General features: G+C 60.5%; 17 protein-coding genes. 10 read left to right on the forward strand and 7 right to left on the reverse strand.

What is annotated here, in order from left to right:
• The first annotated feature begins 114 nt into the window (after positions 1–114).
• The 4 genes from ASD36_RS25640 (at position 115) to ASD36_RS25655 (ending at position 2,679) form a co-directional block, all read left to right on the forward strand.
• Positions 115–624, forward strand: coding sequence for a prolyl-tRNA synthetase associated domain-containing protein (locus ASD36_RS25640; protein WP_082511993.1), 510 nt, complete (start codon positions 115–117; stop codon positions 622–624).
• A 57-nt stretch (positions 625–681) separates the two neighbouring features.
• Positions 682–1,665: a thioredoxin gene (trxA, locus tag ASD36_RS25645; protein WP_060502711.1), complete on the forward strand. Its 984-nt coding sequence runs from the start codon at positions 682–684 to the stop codon at positions 1,663–1,665.
• A gap of 132 nt (positions 1,666–1,797) precedes the next feature.
• Positions 1,798–2,481, forward strand: a complete 684-nt coding sequence (locus tag ASD36_RS25650; RefSeq protein WP_060502710.1) for an LON peptidase substrate-binding domain-containing protein — start codon at positions 1,798–1,800, stop codon at positions 2,479–2,481.
• A 9-nt stretch (positions 2,482–2,490) separates the two neighbouring features.
• Positions 2,491–2,679: a Trm112 family protein gene (locus ASD36_RS25655; protein ID WP_037097280.1), complete on the forward strand. Its 189-nt coding sequence runs from the start codon at positions 2,491–2,493 to the stop codon at positions 2,677–2,679.
• Positions 2,680–2,844: 165 nt separating this feature from the next.
• On the opposite strand, the gene ASD36_RS25660 is transcribed toward ASD36_RS25655, so the two are convergent.
• On the reverse strand, positions 2,845–4,059 hold the full coding sequence (locus ASD36_RS25660; RefSeq protein WP_060502709.1) for a ubiquinone biosynthesis hydroxylase: 1,215 nt from the start codon (positions 4,057–4,059) through the stop codon (positions 2,845–2,847).
• A gap of 102 nt (positions 4,060–4,161) precedes the next feature.
• Here ASD36_RS25660 and tesB point away from each other — a divergent pair, with 102 nt between their 5' ends.
• The 5 genes from tesB to ASD36_RS25685 all read left to right on the forward strand — a co-directional run bounded on the left by tesB (position 4,162) and on the right by ASD36_RS25685 (position 10,797).
• Positions 4,162–5,046 carry an acyl-CoA thioesterase II gene (gene tesB / locus ASD36_RS25665; RefSeq protein WP_060502708.1) on the forward strand — a complete coding sequence of 295 codons (885 nt, stop codon included), beginning with the start codon at positions 4,162–4,164 and terminating at the stop codon, positions 5,044–5,046.
• 223 nt (positions 5,047–5,269) lie between these two features.
• Positions 5,270–5,620: a P-II family nitrogen regulator gene (locus ASD36_RS25670; RefSeq protein WP_060502707.1), complete on the forward strand. Its 351-nt coding sequence runs from the start codon at positions 5,270–5,272 to the stop codon at positions 5,618–5,620.
• A gap of 29 nt (positions 5,621–5,649) precedes the next feature.
• The gene (locus ASD36_RS25675; protein ID WP_060502706.1) at positions 5,650–7,014 is read left to right on the forward strand and encodes an ammonium transporter; all 1,365 of its coding nucleotides are present in this window, start codon (positions 5,650–5,652) and stop codon (positions 7,012–7,014) included.
• Positions 7,015–7,288: 274 nt separating this feature from the next.
• The gene (locus ASD36_RS25680; RefSeq protein ID WP_060502866.1) at positions 7,289–9,970 is read left to right on the forward strand and encodes a DNA translocase FtsK; all 2,682 of its coding nucleotides are present in this window, start codon (positions 7,289–7,291) and stop codon (positions 9,968–9,970) included.
• A 149-nt stretch (positions 9,971–10,119) separates the two neighbouring features.
• A complete protein-coding gene (locus ASD36_RS25685; protein WP_060502865.1) occupies positions 10,120–10,797 on the forward strand; it encodes an outer membrane lipoprotein carrier protein LolA in 678 nt (225 codons plus the stop codon).
• 19 nt (positions 10,798–10,816) lie between these two features.
• Here the strand turns inward: ASD36_RS25685 and ASD36_RS25690 are convergent, their stop codons facing one another.
• From ASD36_RS25690 to ASD36_RS25710, 5 genes are all read right to left on the reverse strand, one after another.
• On the reverse strand, positions 10,817–11,323 hold the full coding sequence (locus ASD36_RS25690) for a GNAT family N-acetyltransferase (protein ID WP_060502705.1): 507 nt from the start codon (positions 11,321–11,323) through the stop codon (positions 10,817–10,819).
• Positions 11,324–11,428: 105 nt separating this feature from the next.
• Positions 11,429–12,046 (reverse strand): exopolysaccharide biosynthesis protein, encoded by a 618-nt coding sequence (locus ASD36_RS25695; RefSeq protein WP_060502704.1) that lies wholly within the window; start codon positions 12,044–12,046, stop codon positions 11,429–11,431.
• A gap of 4 nt (positions 12,047–12,050) precedes the next feature.
• Complete coding sequence (locus ASD36_RS25700) at positions 12,051–12,362, reverse strand: ATPase inhibitor subunit zeta (RefSeq protein WP_060502703.1); 312 nt, start codon at positions 12,360–12,362, stop codon at positions 12,051–12,053.
• 53 nt (positions 12,363–12,415) lie between these two features.
• Positions 12,416–12,712 (reverse strand): hypothetical protein, encoded by a 297-nt coding sequence (locus ASD36_RS25705; protein WP_060502702.1) that lies wholly within the window; start codon positions 12,710–12,712, stop codon positions 12,416–12,418.
• A gap of 44 nt (positions 12,713–12,756) precedes the next feature.
• Positions 12,757–13,743: a TerC family protein gene (locus ASD36_RS25710; RefSeq protein WP_060502701.1), complete on the reverse strand. Its 987-nt coding sequence runs from the start codon at positions 13,741–13,743 to the stop codon at positions 12,757–12,759.
• 299 nt (positions 13,744–14,042) lie between these two features.
• Here ASD36_RS25710 and ASD36_RS25715 point away from each other — a divergent pair, with 299 nt between their 5' ends.
• Complete coding sequence (locus tag ASD36_RS25715; protein WP_060502700.1) at positions 14,043–14,849, forward strand: exodeoxyribonuclease III; 807 nt, start codon at positions 14,043–14,045, stop codon at positions 14,847–14,849.
• Between the two features lie 6 nt (positions 14,850–14,855).
• On the opposite strand, the gene ASD36_RS25720 is transcribed toward ASD36_RS25715, so the two are convergent.
• Positions 14,856–15,878: an LLM class flavin-dependent oxidoreductase gene (locus ASD36_RS25720; protein WP_060502699.1), complete on the reverse strand. Its 1,023-nt coding sequence runs from the start codon at positions 15,876–15,878 to the stop codon at positions 14,856–14,858.
• Between the last annotated feature and the right edge of the window lie 114 nt (positions 15,879–15,992).

The following is a 15,992-nucleotide window of genomic DNA, read 5'->3' on the forward strand; positions in this document are numbered from 1 at the left end:
TGTCGCAAGCCCCTGAAAACAAGGCGTTTTGCAGCGTGCATTCTGTGGAAGATTGCGATTTTTTGCCCTTCGCCGTAAGGAAGACCACCATTTTCAAGCGAAAGAGAAGCCGCCATGAGTGAAATGCAGCCGAAGACACAGGACGAATTGTTTGCGCTTCTCGACAGCCTCGGCATCCCACACAAGACGATGCGGCACGAGCCGGTTTTCACCGTTGCCGAATCGGTGGCACTGCGGGACGCGATTGCCGGCGGACACACCAAGAATCTGTTCGTGAAGGACAAGAAGGACAATTATTTCCTGCTCACCGTCGAGGAGAACGCAACAGTCGACCTGAAGACGGTGCACACGCTCATCGGCGGTGCCAGCAAGGTGTCCTTCGGCAAGCCGGAAAAACTGATGGAATATCTCGGTGTGATTCCGGGAGCGGTCACAGCCTTCGGCGTCATCAACGACATTGGGCAGAACGTGAAGATCATCATCGACGAGGAGCTGATGAAGGATGAGATCGTCAACTGCCATCCGCTGTCGAACGATGCGACGACATCGATCGCCTCGAAAGATCTGCTGCGCTTTATCGAAGCGACGGGACACGAAGCCCTTGTCTTGAAAGTGACGTCCTGACATACGATCTTTGACGCAAAACAGTCAGGCGGACGCGGATGTCCGCGAGGAGACACGATGAGCGGCAACGACAATCCCTACGCAGCATCCTACGGCAACCAGATGACGGCAACGGCCAGCTACGGCGCCGCCCCGGCACCGGCGGCAGCGGCCGCGCCGGCGGGTGACCTGATCAAGGAAACCACCACCGCCAACTTCACCCGCGACGTGCTCGAAGCTTCCCGCCAGCAGCCGGTCCTCGTCGATTTCTGGGCGCCCTGGTGCGGCCCGTGCAAGCAGCTGACGCCGGTGATCGAAAAGGTCGTCACCGAAGCACAGGGCCGTGTCAGGCTGGTCAAGATGAACATCGACGATCACCCGTCGATTGCCGGCCAGCTCGGTATCCAGTCCATCCCCGCCGTGATCGCCTTTGTCGGCGGCCGCCCGGTCGATGGCTTCACGGGCGCCGTGCCGGAAAGCCAGATCCGCGACTTCATCGACAAGGTTGCCGGTCCGATGATCGACGACCAGCAGGCCGGGATCGATGCGGCGCTCGCAGACGCAAAAGCCCTGGTCGAGCAGGGTGATATCGAGAACGCTGCCGGTCTTTTCGGCGCCGTGCTGCAGGCGGACCCGGAAAATGCAATCGCGCTCGCAGGCCTTGCCAATTGCCTGATCACCGCCGGCGAACTGGACCAGGCACGCGAGGTTCTGGCCGATCTCTCCGAAGAGCTGGCCAAGGATGCCGGCATCGCCGCCGTTGTGAAAAAGCTCGCCCAGATCGAGGAAGCCCGCAAGCTCGGCGACCCGAATGCGCTGGAGCAGATCCTTGCTGCCGATCCTGACGATCATGGCGCCCGCATCAAGCTCGCCAAGATCCGCAATGTCGAGGGTGACCGCGAGGCGGCGGCCGATCACCTGCTGAAGGTGATGAAACGCGACCGGACGTTCGAGGATGATGGCGCCCGGCGCGAACTGCTGCAGTTCTTCGATGTCTGGGGACCGATGGACCCGGCAACGCTGTCAGCACGCCGCAAACTGTCATCGATCCTGTTTTCGTGATACCCTGACAGGGGCGCCTTTATGACAATCTCCCTTGAGATTTGACGTCGGCGCCCCATTTCTTGTCAGTAAGCGGCGCGGCGTCATTAAGGCCGCCACAAGAACGCCTGACAGCGACGGGGTAGTTGAGACATGCAAGTTGGTAACGCACGTTATCTGAGGCCTCAGGACCTGCCGGAGACCCTTCCGGTGTTCCCATTGACGGGCGTGCTGCTGCTTCCGGGTTCGCAATTGCCGCTCAACATCTTCGAGCCGCGCTATCTTTCCATGTTTGACGATGCGCTGGCCGGAAACCGCCTGATCGGCATGATCCAGCCCTTCTTCGGTGAAACGCGCGAAGAACCGGGCCAGGCGCATGTGCAGGCGCTTTGCCAGGTCGGTTGCGCGGGCCGCATCACCTCGTTCGCCGAAATGGAAGACGGCCGCTATATCGTCTCGCTGACCGGCATTTGCCGGTTCCGGCTGTTTGATGAAGTGCCGCTTGCGAAAAAAGGCTATCGCTCCTTCAAGATCGCCCCGTTTGCGACCGACCTCACCGGACCGGACGATGAGGCTCAGGTCGATCGCGAGGCTTTGCTGGCCGCTTTCAAGGCCTATCTCGATGCCAACAAGCTGGAAGCCGACTGGGAGAGCGTCGAGCGCGCCAGCAATCTGACGCTGGTCAATTCGATGGCGATGATGTCGCCCTATGGCCCGGCGGAAAAGCAGGCGCTGCTTGAGGCGCCCGACCTCAAGACCCGCGCCGAAACGCTGATCGCGATTACCGAGATCGTGCTCGCCCGAAATTTCGGCGATATCGAAACCATGCTGCAATAGGCGGATATGATGGAAGACAGGACCAGCCGGGTCGATCCCAAACTGCTTGAACTGCTGGTCTGCCCGCTGACCAAGGGCCGCCTCAGCTACCACGCGGCCGAAAATGAACTGATCTCGGAAAAGGCAAGGCTGGCCTACCCGATCCGCGACGGCATTCCAATCATGCTGATTTCCGAGGCGCGCAAAATCGAGGATTGAGGCTGCGATTGATCGTATGAAAGCCCCTCATCCGCCCTTCGGGCACCTTCTCCCCGTCACGACGGGGAGAAGGACCGACCGGCAAACTCCGCGCAGATCCCCTCTCCCCGCGTGCGGGGAGAGGGTTAGGGTGAGGGGCATTCGCCAGTCAACGAAGTCCAGCGCTTAAATCGCCTGCCCGCCCAGCATCTTCGGCTCGCTCTGGCCGCCAAGTCCGGACGCCTGACGGATGAAGAATGATTTGACCGATGGCATCCGGTCGACGATGCCCAGCCCGAAATCGCGCAGCGCCCTGACCGGCGTGACATCGTTGGAAAACAGCCGGTTCAAGACATCGGTGGTCACGCCCATGCGGAACGTGTCGAAGCGCCGCCAGCTCTGGTAGCGCTCGAGCACCGCGAGCGAGCCGATATCGAGACCGAGGCGATCAGCATCGACGATGGTTTCTGCCAGCGCTGCCACATCCTTGAAGCCAAGATTGAGGCCCTGGCCGGAAATCGGGTGAATGCCGTGAGCTGCGTCACCGGCAAGGGCGAAACGCGGCGCGATGAAATCGCGGGCCAGCGTCAGCCCCAGCGGAAAGGCGCGGCGTCCGCCGACGACCTTCAGCGTGCCGAGCTTGTGGCCGAAACGGCGCTCCAGTTCTTCCTCGAACACCAGATCGTCGCTGGCGACCAGCCGGTCGGCGTCGCGCGTCCGTTCCGTCCAGACCAGCGAGGAGCGATTGTTCTTGAGCGGCAGCGTCGCAAACGGCCCGGCCGGCAGGAAATGCTCTTCCGCCGTGCCGTCATGCGGCCGCTCATGTTCGACCGTGGTGACGATGCCCGACTGGCCATAGTCGAAATCGACGGTCTTGATGCCTGCGGCATCGCGCAGTTTCGAGCGCACGCCATCGCAGGCGACCAGGAGCCGCGCTTCCATTGTCTCGCCATTGGCCAGCTCAATGGAAACCGAGTGATCGCCGCTCTTGAAACCGGCAGCCGCCGTCGATTGACGAATCTCCACGCCGAGATTCGTGGCTGCCTTCCGCAGCGCGCCGACCAGAGCGACATTCGGCACCATATGGGCAAACGGCCGGCCCTCGATCTTTTCATCCTCGAAGGTCAGGAACACCGGGCGAACCGGATCGGCGGTCTTCGAATCGGTGATGACCATACGCTTGATCGGCTCGGCTTCCGGCTCGATCTCGCTCCAGATACCGAGCACGTCGAGCATTTGCGAGGCGGCGGCGATGATCGCCGAGGCGCGCTCGTCCTTCTTCCAGGCAGTCTCCGGAGCGCCGTCGATCAAGCTGACGGCGAGATGCGGCGCGGCCTTCTTGATGGATACGGCCAGCGACAGCCCGACATAACCGCCGCCCGCAATCAGCACATCGATCATCTCTCATTCTCCCGTCGCTCTTGAGCATTGCATGTGGCCTATATAGATCATTGATGCGCTCGTTCCTACCGTTTGAGCGCTCGAGCCCAGGAGATCGCCGAAATGTCGCGCCCCGCCGAGACCCCCGCCCCGATGGATGTCCTCTTGCAGACGCTGGATCTGGAAAAGCTGGAGGAAAACCTGTTTCGCGGCCGCTCGCCGCAGGTCGGCTGGCAGCGCGTGTTCGGCGGGCAGGTGATCGGCCAGGCGCTGGTGGCCGCTCAACGTACCGTCAGCGAGGGCCGTTACGTGCATTCGCTGCACGCCTATTTCATGCGGCCGGGCGATCCGTCCGTGCCGATCATCTACGATGTTGACCGGATCCGCGATGGCGCAAGCTTTGCCACCCGCCGCGTCGTCGCCATCCAGCATGGCAAGGCAATCTTTTCGATGTCGGCCTCCTTCCAGTTCGACGAGGAAGGGTTTGACCACCAGATCACCAGGCCGGACGTGGCGCCGCCGGAAACGCTGATGGGCGAGCAGGACATCAAGGAAAAATTCCTGGTCAATGCGCCGGAAGCGATCCGCCGCTATTGGGAGCGGCCCCGGCCGATCGAAATTCGCCCGGTTTCGCTCAAGCACTATTTCTCGCGCGACAAGCTGGAGCCATCGCAGGACGTCTGGGTCAAGGCGGTCGGCGCCGTTCCGGACGAGCGTCACATTCAGGCGGCGGTGCTCGCCTATATCTCCGATATGACCCTGCTCGACACCGCGCTCTATGCCCATGGCACCTCGGTGTTTGACCGCGACCTGCAGGTGGCGAGCCTCGACCATGCCATGTGGTTTCATCGCCCCTGCCGCATGGACGACTGGATGCTCTACACGCAGGACAGCCCCAGCGCCTTCGGTGCACGCGGCATGACGCGCGGTAGCCTTTTTGATCGCTCCGGCACCCTGATCGCTTCCGTTGCCCAGGAAGGCCTGATCCGGAAAAAGGCATCTGAATAAAAAATCGCCTCTTTTTTGATTCTGATTAATTTTTAATCGTTTATTTCGATGATTTTTTGACATTTCGCCGATGGCTTTCGGCGAAATATCGCATTTCCATGTCTTTTCATGGACTTACCCATTCAATCCCAAACTGGCACGCCCCTTGAATAGCTAGGGGCAGTCGTTGGGGATTTGTGCTCGGCGGCAAGGAGAGACGGCCCCGAGCCGAAGTTGAACAAGGATGGGAAACCAGATGAAAATTGTAATGGCCATTATCAAGCCGTTCAAGCTCGATGAGGTTCGCGAAGCCCTCACTGCCGTTGGCATCCAAGGCCTGACCGTGACCGAAGTGAAGGGTTACGGACGTCAGAAGGGACATACGGAAATCTATCGCGGCACCGAATACGCCGTGAGCTTCCTGCCGAAACTGAAGATCGAAATCGCTGTTGCCTCGGAGATTGTCGACAAGGCCGTCGAAGCGATCGCCACGTCAGCCAAGACCGGCCAGATCGGCGACGGCAAGATCTTCGTCTACTCGATTGACCATGCGGTGCGCATTCGTACCGGCGAAACCGACACAGAAGCGCTGTAAGTCACGGCCGTTCAGGGAGCTCCATATCAATGTCTTCATTTAAACTTTCTACCTCTCTTGGACGCGTGGGCGCTGCAGCCGCAGCCCTCCTCGCCCCGGCCATCGCCTATGCGCAGGAAGCCGCACCGGCGGCAGCCGAAGCGGTTGCTGCAGCCCCCGTGCCGAACAAGGGCGATACCGCCTTCATGTTCCTCTGCACCATTCTCGTCCTGTTCATGCTCATCCCCGGCCTCGGCCTGTTCTATGGCGGCCTCGTCCGCGCCAAGAACATGCTGTCGGTCCTGATGCAGTGCACCGTCGCCGGTTCGGCCGTCATGCTCATCTGGGTCATCTACGGTTATTCCTTCGCCTTCGGCGGTTCGACATCGCCCTATTGGGGCGGTACCGCCAAGATGTTCCTCGCGGGCGTCACGATGGACTCGACCGCCGCCACCTTCTCCGATGGCGTCGTCATCCCGGAAATGATCTTCATCATGTTCCAGATGACCTTCGCGGCCATCACACCGGCCCTGATCGTCGGCGCCTTTGCCGAACGCATCAAGTTCTCGGCTGCAATCCTGTTCTGCGTCCTGTGGGCAACCTTCGTCTACTTCCCGATCGCCCACATGGTCTGGGACGCAAACGGCCTGATCTTCGGCTGGGGCGCTCTCGACTTCGCTGGCGGCACGGTCGTTCACATCAACGCTGGCGTTGCCGGTCTGATCGGCGCGATCATGGTCGGCAAGCGGACCGGCTTCGGCAAGGACATGATGGCTCCCCATTCCATGACGCTGACGCTCGTCGGCGCGGCCATGCTGTGGGTCGGCTGGTTCGGCTTCAACGCTGGCTCCAACCTTGAAGCATCCGGCGGCGCGATGCTTGCCACCGTCAACACCTTCATCGCCACGGCTGCAGCCATCATTTCGTGGTCGCTGGTTGAAACCTTCACCCGTGGCAAGGCCTCTATGCTTGGCGCCGCGTCCGGCATGATCGCCGGTCTCGTCGCCATCACGCCTGCTGCCGGCATCGTCGGCCCGATGGGCGCGATCGTCATGGGCCTGATCGTGTCGCCGCTGTGCTACTTCTTCGTCTCCGTGGTGAAGAACAAGTTCGGTTATGACGACACGGCAGACGTTTTCGGCGTCCATGGCGTTGGCGGCCTGTTCGGCGCCTTGGCCACCGGTATCTTCGCCTCGTCGTCCCTCGGCGGCATCGGATATGCCGATGGCGTCACCATGGGCGGCCAGTTCATGACCCAGGTTTATGCCGTTCTCGTTACGCTCGTCTGGTGCGGCATCGGCTCGGCAATCCTCTACAAGATCGTCGATGTCATCGTTGGCCTGCGTGTTCCGGTCGAAGCCGAACGCGAAGGTCTTGACCTCTCCTCGCACGGCGAAGCCGCCTACCACTCCTGATGAACTTGCGGGCCGGGAAAACCGGCTCGCATCTCTTCCCGTCGCGGTTTCGTCTTGTGCGAAACCGCATTTGACCCGGACACCCGTCCGGGTCTTTTTTTGCCCTCACACCTGCCAATGACTGCCAAAAAACGCTTTCAATAGGGAAAACTGCGGTTGCAGAAGCGTTTCACGTAAAGGAAGCGTCAAGGTTAATAGGGCTTTAACTCTCCTCTGCTTACCTTCGAAGCATGCGCCCATGGCGTTTTTCGGGAATAACAGGCAGCAGGTCATCATGAGCAGAAGCAATCAGGCGGTATACGACAACCGTTCCAACCGGTTTGTGCTTTCCACATTCGTCTGGAAACAGGTCGCCGCCCTGGCGGGGTTTGCGGTGTTCGTCGCTCTCGGGTTCGCGATCGCGGCATTGTCGAGCTGGAACGTCGCCGATCCCAGCTTCTCCTACGCCACAGCCGATGCTCCGACCAACCTGCTCGGCTATACAGGTGCCGCCTTCGCCGACATCTTCATGCAGTTCTTCGGCATTGCCAGCGTTGTCGCACTTCTGCCCGTCGTCGCCTGGGGCCTGGTGCTGATCATCGGCAAACCCTTCGATCATATCGTCAAGCGCGCCGGCGCCTGGTTCCTCGGTTCGGTGCTGGCCTCGGCTGCACTCAGCTGCGTTCCCGCCCCCGTCACCTGGCCCTTACCCAACGGCCTTGGCGGCGTCTTTGGCGACATGATCCTGCGTTTTCCTGCTTTGTTTACCGGTACCTATCCGACCGGCACGTTCGGCACCGTGCTTGCCGTCCTGTTCACGCTTCCCGCCGCCTACTTCCTGATCTACAGCGCCGGCCTCATCGGCGTATCCGACCCTGAGGACGAGATCGACGAGCCGGCACCGGCACCCAGCAAGGCCCGCACCGTCAGCGACGAATCCGAGGACGACGAATCCGAAGGCATCATCATGGTGATGGCAGGCGCCCTCACCCATATGCGCTTTACCGCGCAAGCCCGTATCCGCCGCCTGTTTGGCTTGAGCGGCCGCCGCAAGCCGTCCGCGCGTGATTATGACGAACCCTATGATTTCAACGGCGACGAATTCGGTACGTTGAACGAACCGTCCCGCCCGAAGGCTGTTTCCCGCTCGGAGCGGGTCGAGCCGTCGCTGGACCGCAGCGAACGGCGCACGGTTGCAGCGCCGCCAATGTCTATGGACGAAGACGACGACGATTTCCCCGCGTTCGACAACCGCCGTGCCTCCGCCGACTTCATGCCTGATGGTGACGAGGACGACGACAACGATCCGGCTGCCGACTGGGCGCCGGTGCCCGCACCGCGCAAGCAGGCCATGCCGCAGACCGCCGCCCGTGTGGTCCCCGCCGCACCCCGCCCGAAGACCGGCCAGCGGGGCGATCGCGAGGCGCAGGCGTCTCTGGTGTCCGATGACGGCGATTTCACTCTGCCGCCGCTGCATTTCCTTGCCGAGCCAAAGAACGTCGCCCGCGACGCAACCCTGTCGGCCGATGCACTCGAACAGAATGCCCGCATGTTGGAAGGCGTGCTGGAGGACTTTGGCGTCAAGGGCGAGATCATCCATGTCCGTCCCGGCCCGGTCGTCACCATGTACGAACTGGAACCTGCGCCGGGCATCAAGTCCTCGCGCGTCATCGGCCTTGCCGACGATATCGCCCGCTCGATGTCGGCGATCGCCGCCCGCGTCGCCGTTGTTCCTGGCCGCAACGCCATCGGTATCGAACTGCCGAACCAGCGTCGCGAGACCGTCTATCTGCGTGAACTGATCGGCTCGAGAGATTTCGAGACCAGCAAGACCCGCCTTGCCATGGCGCTCGGCAAGACGATCGGTGGCGAACCCGTCATCGTCGATATTGCCAAGATGCCGCATCTTCTCGTTGCCGGCACCACCGGCTCGGGTAAATCTGTCGCCATCAACACCATGATCCTGTCGATCCTCTACCGGCTGAAGCCGGAGCAGTGCCGTCTGATCATGATCGACCCGAAGATGCTCGAACTCTCCGTCTATGACGGCATCCCGCATCTGCTCTCGCCTGTCGTCACCGATCCGAAAAAAGCAGTCGTCGCTTTGAAATGGACCGTGCGCGAGATGGAAGAACGCTACAAGAAGATGTCGAAGATCGGTGTGCGCAACATCGACGGCTTCAACTCACGCGTCGAGCAGGCGATGGCCAAGGGCGAGCAGATCAGCCGCACCGTCCAGACCGGCTTTGACCGCCAGACCGGCGAGGCCGTCTACGAAACGGAAGAATTCGACTTGGCACCGATGCCCTATATCGTCGTCATCATCGACGAAATGGCCGACCTGATGATGGTCGCCGGTAAGGATATCGAGGGTGCCGTCCAGCGGCTCGCCCAGATGGCCCGTGCCGCCGGTATACACGTGATCATGGCAACCCAGCGCCCGTCCGTCGACGTCATCACCGGCACGATCAAGGCCAACTTCCCAACCCGTATCTCCTTCCAGGTGACGTCGAAGATCGACAGCCGCACCATCCTTGGCGAACAGGGCGCCGAACAGCTGCTTGGCATGGGCGACATGCTCTACATGGCCGGTGGCGGCCGCATCCAGCGTGTGCACGGCCCGTTCGTCTCCGACACCGAGGTCGAGGATGTCGTCAAATACCTGAAGACCCAAGGCTCTCCGCAATATCTCGACGCCATCACCGAAGATGACGGAGAGGATGATGAAGGCGGCAGCGGCCCGGCGGGCACCTCCAACCTTGCCGATTCGGACGATCCCTATGATCAGGCCGTCGCTATCGTGCTGCGCGACGGCAAGGCATCGACATCCTATGTCCAGCGCCGCCTCGGCATCGGCTACAACCGCGCCGCCTCGCTGATCGAGCGCATGGAACAGGAAGGCATCATCGGTGCTGCCAATCACGCCGGCAAACGCGAGATCCTGGTGCCGACCGAAAGCGACATAACCGGCCGGTAACCCTCCGAGAAAGCCGTTCGCAAAAGAGCGTCGATCCCGGACAAAAATCACCGGGAAGACCCTCACGGCGAATTGAAGACGCGCGCAGGACAGGCCTTGAAGGCGCCGCACTTGCGCTCCACATGAGACTGGAAATGAAGGAGACGACGATGACAGACACGCAAACCGGCCATTTTGAACAGGATACGAAACGTCCGTCCCTGTCGCGCCGCGCCTTCGTCGGCGGCCTTGCTGTTTTCGCCGCTCTAAGCTTTATTGGCCTGCCAATCGAGCCCGCGCGAGCGCAAGCAGCTCCAGCAGCGGTCGCCCAGAAAATCGCCGACCATTTCGCCTCGGTCAAGACCATGAGCGGCGAGTTCGTGCAGTTCGGCCCGCGCGGAGAACAGACCGGCGGCAAGTTCTTCATCAGCCGTCCGGGCAAGATCCGCTTCAACTACGAAGCCCCCTCGCCGATGCGGGTGATCGCCGACGGCAAGTCCGTCGTCATCGGCAACCAGAAAATGAAGACCTGGGATATTTATCCGCTGTCGAAGACGCCGCTGAAGTTGCTGCTGTCCGACGAGATCGACCTGACCGGCAAGATGGTCCGCGACGTCAAGGAAGAGCCCGACCTGATCACCATCGTGCTGGGCGACCGCACCGTGTTTGGCGATGCGACGATTACCCTGATGTTCGACCCGAAGACCTATGACCTTCGCCAGTGGACGATCACCGATGCGCAGAAGAAGGATACGTCGGTAATGATCTTCAACGTCAAGAACGGCGTGCCGATGGACGACAAAGTTTTCCAGATTCCGTATGACGACATCAACAATCGCGGCAAGTAAGCCCGATTGAGGCTACCGATCATCCTTGATGGGCGCCGCCGTCGATGCGGCGAACCATGAGGATATCGTCGATCTCCCTGCCTTCATGAAGAATACCCGCTTCGACGCGGCCGATTTCCCTGAACCCCTCGCGCTGATAAAATCTCAGGGCCTGAGGATTTTCCGCGCTCAGCGCCAGTTCCAGCAGCCGCACACCGGTGCCGCGCGCGTAATCGGCAATCGCATCGAGAAGAGCCTTCGCATGACCGGCGCCACGCCTGTCCTTGCGCACATAGACCATGATCACCGTGGCACGATGCGCCAGCTTGCTGGCGCCTTGCCGCATCAGGCCCATGATGGCGACCGGCTCGCCTTCGTGAAAATCGACGAAAACAGCATTGACGGTCAGCCGCCTTGCCCATTCGGCATCCGGCAAGGCTTCCCAGTCCGCGGCGCTGCTGGCGAAGGCTGCGGGCTCGCGGCGCAGGGCTTCGAGCCGGATCCGGCGGAATATGTCGATGTCCTCAGGCCCGAGGTGCCGGATCATGTTGCTCTCCCATCAGCGGCAGAATCGCAAACCGCTGCCGCCCGGCACGCTACACGGCAATGGATCACGTGGCCAAGCTTAGAAAAACGGGGGCAGCATTACCCCTCACATCAGGGATGTAAGAGCCGATCCGGCAGCGATGGCGAGATAATAGGACACAATGCAGGCGGCAACGCATGCCGCCATGGCCACGATCACCATCAAACCATCCCTTTCCGCCAGCGAGATCGCGATCAGGACGATCGCCAGCGATGGAAGCGTGTTACCGAACGGGATCGGCAGAGCAATCAGGACGGCAAGCAACAAGACAGGGAGCGCCAGCACGATCCGGGCCTTGCGCCCGGTCAGCGCCCCAAGCCGCCCCGGCGTGAGCCACGCCTCGAAGCGCAGGACCCATGGCCGTGTCGTTGAAACCGTTGCCTCGACGGCTTTCAACGGCAGAACGCGGCGCCCGATGAAATCGGGCAACCATAGCCGGTCAGCTCCCGCCATCATCTGGATAGCAACAAAGGCAAGGCAGGATCCGAGGAAGAATCCGAACGGCCCGGGCAATGGAATGATCGTCGGCAGGGCGAGAATGAGAAGCGTGAAAGCGACACCAATCCGGCCTTCACGTCCCAGCATGCATTTCAACTGCAGCCCATTATCCTGTCTCGCGCGGTCGAGGAGTTCCAGCATGAACTCCGACCCCTTGATTTTTTCTTCCTCAAGCTGACCGTCCAAGTCATCAATCCGTCGAATGACTGTCGAGCAATGACTGACGGTGGAAGGATTTGAGCAGCTTGCGCATCTCTTCCTCGCTGACAGTAATACCTTTGGCTTCGAGATCGTGGATCAGTTTGGCGATGATGTCGGCATCGCCGGCAATCTCGAAATCGCTCCTGTGCACATCTTCCACATAGGCGGATAAATCATCGCCCGAAAGATTGAGTTTCTGACCCGCCCAGTAACCGGCGAGACGATTGCGTCTGGCGCGGATTTCATTGAGTGGCGAGGAATCGAATGGCTCGCTGGTTTCTGCCCCGCTCTCATTTTTCATAATTGTGCTCATCCCTACATTCGTCTTTCTATATCTACTCGCGATGGAAGGTGTCAGGTTTCGTCTTTCTGGAGTTGGGCCAAGGTAGCATCGCAGGCCGGATGGATACCCTGAAGAAAATCATCCGGCTGATACCAGCCAATGGTGACACCCATCGCAGACGTCAAGGCCCAGGCAGGCCGTTCACCCGCCTGAGTAAGGAGACGCGGTGCGCCCTCACGTAGGCAGGTCTCTGCCTGTTCGACGATGGCAGGCGCTGCCTGCGCACCGGCAAGCGCTTCGCGCAGGTCAGCTGCAGCGGGTTCGACGATCATCGAAGCGATAACTGATGACATGAATTCGAGAAGCATTTTTAAGTCCGTATTGAGTTAGGGGGAGAGTGTGTGGGCTGCCCTTAATGGGCAGCCGTCTCGCTTTTGCGGGTCTTCATCAGGCTCCAGACCACGCCGCTTGCGATGATCAGGAAAGTCATCGACAGGGACAGGGCAGCCGGGAATTTTTCCAGGCCGAGAAGATCGGCGACGAAGATCTTGGAACCGATGAACACCAGGACGATGGCAAGCGCCGGCTTCAGATATTTGAAGCGATGGATCATCGCGTCGAGAGCAAAGTAGAGAGCGCGCAGACCCAGGATAGCAAAGATGTTCGAGGTGTAGACGATGAACGGGTCGGTGGTGATCGCGAAGATCGCCGGAACCGAGTCAACGGCGAAGATCACGTCGGCAATTTCGATCAGCACCAGCGCCATGAACAAAGGCGTGATGAACAAAACCGTCTTGCCGGTCTGCGGGTGCGGCAGCTTGACGAAGAACCGTTCGCCGTGATGCGTCTCCGTGACGTTGAACTTGCGTCGCATGAACGACACCAGCGGGTTGTTGGCGATATCCGGATCGGATTCCCCGACAAACAGCATTTTCAGGCCGGTGAAGACCAGGAAGGCCGCGAAGAAATAGAGCACCCAGGAGAACTCGGTGACGAGCGTAGCGCCAAGGCCGATCATGATGGCGCGAAGGACGATGACGCCGAGAATACCCCAGAACAGCACGCGATGCTGATAGATGCGCGGAACGGCAAAGAAGGAGAAGATCAGCGCGATAACGAAGACGTTGTCCAGGGCCAGCGTCTTTTCGACGACGAAGCCGGTGACATAGTTCATCCCGGCTTCAGCGCCGAGATACCACCACACCCAGCCACCGAAGGCCAAACCGAGGGAGATGTAGAGCGCCGAAAGCTTGAGGCTTTCCTTGACGCCGATTTCCCGGTTTTCCTTGTGCAGGACACCGAGGTCAAATGTCAGAATGGTCGCGACCAGCGTGATGAACGCAGCCCACATCCAGAGTGGGGATCCCATCCAGTGGACGAGCATAAACGAAAGGTCCAAAGCCTTCTCCTTCGCCGGCATATAATGTCGAAGAAGGTCCGACATCGTAGAACGCCGGCGGCTCTACCAGAGGGGCCCGGACCACGGGTCTGGCCCCAAGTGGAGTTGCGCATCGGGCCGTTCAAGGGGCCTGGTATTTTTTATTTTCGATTTTGACGTTCCTGATGAGTGGCTCGCCGGGGATGCGCAGGACTACGCAATAACAGCGTAAATCCAATGGCCAAGCCGGTGAAAAATCCCTATGACGGAATGCGCGGGCTGCGCCCGTCTCAACCAGTCTTCATGAAAGAACCCCTCGCATGGCATTGTCGATCGCGACCTGGAACATCAACTCGGTGCGCCTGCGCATGCCGCTGGTCGAGCACCTTTTGAAGACCTGGGCGCCGGATATCCTCTGCCTGCAGGAAACCAAGGTCGCCAATGACCTCTTCCCCTTTTCACCGCTGAAGGAACTCGGCTACGAGCATATCGCCATCCATGGCCAGAAGGGTTACCACGGCGTCGCCACCATCTCCCGCCTGCCGCTGCATGAGCTGAGCGACCGGCGCGATTATTGCGGCGTCGGCGATGCCCGCCATCTCTCGGTGGTGTTTGAAAAATCCGGCAAGAAGATCCGCCTGCACAATTTCTACGTGCCCGCCGGCGGCGACGAGCCGGACCGGGCGATCAACCCGAAATTCGGCCACAAGCTCGACTTCATCGACGAGATGAAAATGCTGCACGCCGAAAGCGAGGCCGGTATTTCCTCGGTGCTGGTCGGCGATCTCAATATTGCCCCGCTGGAACACGATGTCTGGTCACACAAGCAGCTCCTGAAGATCGTCAGCCACACGCCGGTCGAGACCGAAGGCCTGACGGCGGTGCTGAACGGTGGCGCCTGGGTCGACCTGATGCGCCAGCACACGCCCTCACCCGAAAAGCTCTACACCTGGTGGAGCTACCGCGCCAAGGATTGGGAAGGTGCCAACAAGGGCCGGCGTCTCGACCATGTCTGGTCATCCGCCGACCTCTCGCCGCACCTCACCCGCGTCGATATCCTGAAAGAAGCCCGTGGCTGGGACCGTCCCTCGGACCACGTCCCCGTCATCGCCCATTTCGACCTTTAAAGCGGTTCATCGCCAGCCGAGTGCCGGCGCCACATGCTTCAGAACCGATTCGATGACATGGGCGTTGTAGTCGACGCCCAGCTGGTTCGGAACGGTCAGAAGCAGGGTATCGGCCTCGGCGATCGCCTCGTCTTCAGCCAGCTGCCGAATGAGGGCATCAGGTTCAGCCGCATAGGATCGGCCAAAGATCGCCCGCGTCTGGTCGTCGATATAGCCAATTGAATCGCTTTCCTTGCTGCCGCCACCGAAATAGGCCCGGTCGCGATCATCGACCAGCGCAAAGATGCTGCGGCTGACCGACACGCGCGGCGTGCGCGTATGGCCAGCGTCCTTCCAGGCCTCGCGGTAGAGCCGGATCTGCGCCGCCTGCTGGACATGGAAAGGCTCGCCGGTTTCGTCGTTCTTCAGCGTCGAACTCTGCAGGTTCATGCCGAGCTTGGCCGCCCAGATGGCGGTGGCGTTGGAGCTGGCGCCCCACCAGATACGCTCGCGCAAGCCCTCCGAATGCGGCTCGAGCCGCAGCAGGCCGGGCGGATTGGGAAACATCGGACGCGGGTTCGGCTGGGCGAAGCCCTGACCCTTCAGCACTTCGAGAAACACTTCCGTGTGCTTGCGGGCCATGTCCGCATCTGTTGCGCCTTCTTCCGGTTCAAGGCCGAAATAACGCCAGCCGTCGATCACCTGTTCCGGCGAGCCGCGGCTGATGCCGAGCTGCAGGCGTCCGTTCGAGATCAGGTCGGCGCTTCCGGCATCCTCGGCCATATAGAGCGGATTTTCGTAGCGCATGTCGATGACGGCAGTACCAATCTCGATCTTCTTCGTCCTTGCGCCAATAGCGGCAAGAAGCGGAAAGGGCGAGGCGAGCTGACGGGCAAAATGATGGACGCGGAAATAGGCGCCGTCGGCACCGAGTTCTTCGGCGGCAACCGCCAGGTCGATCGATTGCAAAAGCGCATCCCCAGCCGAGCGGGTTCCCGATTGCGGCGAGGGGCTCCAATGTCCGAACGAAAGAAAGCCGATTTTTTTCATTGTTTTCTATCCCGATGATGGCGATGTGTTGCAGCATAGATGGGGAAGAAGCGCATCACAGGAAAGAGCGTAGATCAACCGCAGACCTCCTGTCTTGGAAACACACTGTCTTCA

The organism is Rhizobium sp. Root1334, assembly GCF_001426665.1.
Lineage (GTDB): Bacteria > Pseudomonadota > Alphaproteobacteria > Rhizobiales > Rhizobiaceae > Pararhizobium.